The organism is Gluconobacter sp., assembly GCF_047723935.1.
GTDB lineage: Bacteria > Pseudomonadota > Alphaproteobacteria > Acetobacterales > Acetobacteraceae > Gluconobacter.
In genome coordinates this window covers 1-3,671 of the sequence record NZ_JBDOBO010000129.1, presented here as the reverse complement: position 1 = coordinate 3,671, position 3,671 = coordinate 1, and the positions used below count along the sequence as shown (strand labels likewise).

The 3,671-nt window shown below is 53.9% G+C and carries 4 protein-coding genes; 2 read left to right on the top strand and 2 right to left on the bottom strand.

Annotation, left to right across the window (positions count from 1 at the left end):
- The first annotated feature begins 354 nt into the window (after window positions 1–354).
- Entirely contained in the window at window positions 355–540 is a 186-nt protein-coding gene (locus ABF979_RS16570; protein WP_415560774.1) for a hypothetical protein, read from the top strand.
- Window positions 541–642: 102 nt separating this feature from the next.
- On the opposite strand, the gene ABF979_RS16565 is transcribed toward ABF979_RS16570, so the two are convergent.
- Together ABF979_RS16565 and ABF979_RS16560 are read right to left on the bottom strand one after the other, a co-directional pair.
- Window positions 643–1,482, bottom strand: a complete 840-nt coding sequence (locus ABF979_RS16565; RefSeq protein WP_415560773.1) for a PhzF family phenazine biosynthesis protein — start codon at window positions 1,480–1,482, stop codon at window positions 643–645.
- A gap of 2 nt (window positions 1,483–1,484) precedes the next feature.
- A complete protein-coding gene (locus tag ABF979_RS16560; RefSeq protein WP_415560772.1) occupies window positions 1,485–1,904 on the bottom strand; it encodes a UrcA family protein in 420 nt (139 codons plus the stop codon).
- Window positions 1,905–2,041: 137 nt separating this feature from the next.
- On the opposite strand from ABF979_RS16560, the gene ABF979_RS16555 reads away from it, so the two are divergent.
- Complete coding sequence (locus ABF979_RS16555) at window positions 2,042–3,445, top strand: PLP-dependent aminotransferase family protein (RefSeq protein WP_415560771.1); 1,404 nt, start codon at window positions 2,042–2,044, stop codon at window positions 3,443–3,445.
- The last annotated feature ends 226 nt before the right edge of the window (window positions 3,446–3,671 follow it).

Sequence of the window (3,671 nt, the reverse complement as noted above, 5' to 3'; positions counted from 1 at the left end):
CCGTATTTCTCCTGGATTAAAATATGAGCCACATGAACTCATCCAAGTGGTTTGGAGGCTCTGTATGGAGGTACATGGGCCTGTCCAAAATCTAAGTTTGGAATTTTTGGTAAATCAGTCGGGAGTACTTTCAAGAATGCCAAACGCAACAGGATTATCCGTTGTGTTTTCGGAATTTGATTTTTCGTGCACTGAAATTCGAGACGTATTTCCACGATTGTCCAATTTGGGGGCCAGTTCATTAGGTGAAGATTCCGACATGTGCGGTGACACGCTGGATGAAGCAATCCGGGACGGACCGAGAGGGCGTAACCTTCAGTTTAACCTGGAGGCAATCCAGGACTGCAGAAGCTTTTGGGCTTTACCAATAAGGAAATTGATCGGATCACGCAGACATGGGTTCTGCTTTCGGTCGACCCGAAAGCAGATGTTGAAGAGCCGCCAAACTGGGGGCGATATTCAACGTATAGAGCCTTCTGGGAAGCCGTTTTAAGGGCGTTCGTGACGCATGTCGAAGTACAGAAACATATGGATGTTTGATTTCGGTCCGTGAACGGGGTCAGCTACTGATCGGGCAAAATCCCGGAAAATAAAATAACCTGCGATGCCATAAAAAGCTGGCCAGCCGACCGCTCTGAAAACCTATAATGTGATTACTCCTGCAACCCGAGTGACGACGTTTCCTCCAATCCAGATATCATCGCCATCTTTCACTACGAAGACGCGCCCGGCTCTGTGTAATGTGGTGCCCTGAGTGGCCACATATTGTGCTGGCGCGACCCCGCTTTCGATCAGCCATTGGGCCATAGCGGCGTTCAGGCTGCCTGTCACAGGGTCTTCCCACCCTTGCCCGTCTCCGACAAAAGCCCTCACCTCAAACTGGACGTCTGCCCCATCGTGCAGATCGTCCCACGCTCCTACAACGCCCAAGTACTGCCCTCTTAGCTTCTGCCAGTCGGGCTGAATGGCCAGAATGTCCCGGCGGCTGCGTAAGCGAAGAGCCATCCATCCGGGGCCATTATCCGCCCATTGTGCATCGAGAATATCCCCAGGTAACAAACGTAAACCCGCAAGAGCATTCGCCAGGTCATTCTGTCCGACAGGACCAGTCCGACGCCTTGGTGGAGCAGCAAAGGATAATTGATTGGTCTGTCTGCGCACTGGAACAAGACCCGCACCGCATTCCTGCATGATCACATCAGATTTCGACACGCCTCCAAGAGACTGCCAGACAAATGCGCTTCCGAGTGTCGGATGACCGGCAAAAGGCAACTCGGTGTGTGGTGTGAATATCCGCACACGATAATCGGCATTAGGATGCGTTGGCTTGAGAAGAAAGGTCGTCTCGCTGAGATTGGTCCAGTTCGCGATCTGGGCCATCTGGCTATCGGATAATCCGTCCGCCCCTGCAATTACGGCGAGAGGATTGCCCCGAAAGGGCTCGGCGGAAAAAACGTCTACCTGTCGGAAAGGGAGATCCATTGTCAGGGTTCCTGCGTTCTTGGGCCGACCCATGGATCGATTGCGGCAGCCAGATGTGTCAGTGTCGGATTGTGAAAGGCCGCTACTGTTCGGTTAAAGGTTTCATGATGGCAGTCTGAGCGTATGATCAACTCTTGCGTCGGGATAGAAAGACCGTTCATCGCGCCGCAGGCTTTCAGTGCGGCTTTGTCGATCCTGACCAGAAGGCGGCTTGCTCTGACGGGATCGCTCAGATCCTGACGGTCATAAGACACAGAGACCGTATCAGGACTCTCTTCGGCTTCCTGAGCTACAGCAGGCTCATGAATGGCCATGAGCAGCAATAGTCCCGTGAAGATGACACAGAGCACTCCCAGCGCCTGCACTATCTCCGGGACTTGTGGAAAGATGCGGACTTCAGGTCGTAGGCGTGCGATGTCCATGGCTGATTGCGACATAGGATAGCCTTATTGTTATAGTACAATACAGACGAATCGATTCGATTGTTATAGATTGACAACTCTCTCAAAGAGTTCAATCACTATATTGTCCTATTCCAATGATGTTGATGGAGCCCGCTATGTGGCAACCTGCACTACAATCCGGTCCCAAGCCGCTCTATGAGCGGCTGGTTCTGGCGATGGCGCAGGATATCAAAACGGGGCAGCTTGCTCCTGGCGCAAAGCTGCCACCCCAGCGTGATCTGGCATTTCGGCTGGGGGTCAGCGTTGGAAGCGTGACACGGGCCTATGCGGAAGCGGAACGACGAGGACTGTTGTCCGCTCATGTTGGACGCGGATCATTCGTACGGGGTGCATTGCCAGCTGTTCCGGATGTTCCCACCATTGAGCGTGGTTCTGTCACGGGACAAAGCAGAAGCGGTCTGATCGACCTACGGTGCAATACGCCCCCCCCTGTGCCTCTGATGGCGGAGTTGAATGCCGCTCTGGCTGCACTCGTGGGGCGTAATGCGCTTGATCCTGCTGTGCATTATGTTCAGGGCGAGGGTCTGCCGCATGTCCGCGCAGCCGGCGCTCAATGGATCGCACGGCATTACGGGCTGGATTTCTCTGCTGGAAACCTGATTCAGTGTAACGGCGGTCAGCACGCTATTGCACTGGTTTTTTCATCATTCTGTGCTCCTGGCGATACCGTCCTGTGTGAATCATCAACGTTCTACGGTGCGCGTATGGCGGCGGCCCATCTGGGTCTGAAGCTGCGGGGGGTACCGATGGATGATGAAGGGGTGTTGCCCGAAGCTGTTGACCGGGCGGCAGCGGATACAGGGAGTCGCCTGCATATCACGCTGCCGCCGCTTCATAACCCGACCACACGGACAATGTCAGAGCAGCGTCGACAGCAGATCGCGGCTGTTGCGAAAGCCCGCGACCTGCTAATTCTGGAAGACGATGCTTATTACGCGTACTCCCAGAAGCCGCGTCAGATCGTGTCTTACGCGCCGGAACGGACACTGTATCTCGCCAGCCTTTCCAAAGGAGTCTGCCCGGGGTTTCGTTTGGCTTTTCTGGCACTTCCACCTGACCTGCCACGGGAACGACTCATGCAAGGTATCCGAGCTTTGGGGTACTGCCCGCCCGCACTGGGAGCGCTGGTATTTAGCCAGTGGGTCGCGGAAGGACGGATCGATACCATCGGACAATCCATTCAGGCAGAAGCTGCCACCCGGTGGAACCAGTCACATACAGTACTGGGAGATCTCGTCGCGCGACCAGGAGCCATGTATTCGCCTCACGCTTGGATACCCATGTCGGCACTCGATGCGGAGAGGGTAACGGCACGCCTGTTTCGTGCAGGCGTAGAAATTACCCCTCCAGACGCGTCTGGAGTTTCCCCTCAGGCTGATACCGGATTGCGCCTCTGTCTCGGCGCCTCGGTCAACAGAGGAGAGCTGGATCGCGCGCTTGCAATTATCAAGGAGGTTATTACCGGGCACGGAAGCGCTGACCGGGATGGAATTATTTGAGGTTTTTTGTAATGGAATGGATATAGATGTCTTAATGTGAATTGATGACTCAATGATATTAGCGAATCACCAGTTTAATACTATTTTTATGGATTACTTGACAATCTGACCCGATGTGCAGGTCTGGGCATTCATAGTGGCCGAACGAACCGGGTTTCCATGAAGCGATTGAAGCAAATTTCATATGGAGAAAATGTCTGAAATCAGCCACTTTTGATGGTGGGCG

Coding starts and splice junctions, on each gene's coding strand:
- ABF979_RS16565 (WP_415560773.1), bottom strand. CDS start 1,482: ATGGATCTCCCTTTCCGACAGGTAGACGTTTTTTCCGCCGAGCCCTTT.
- ABF979_RS16560 (WP_415560772.1), bottom strand. CDS start 1,904: ATGGACATCGCACGCCTACGACCTGAAGTCCGCATCTTTCCACAAGTC.
- ABF979_RS16555 (WP_415560771.1), top strand. CDS start 2,042: ATGTGGCAACCTGCACTACAATCCGGTCCCAAGCCGCTCTATGAGCGG.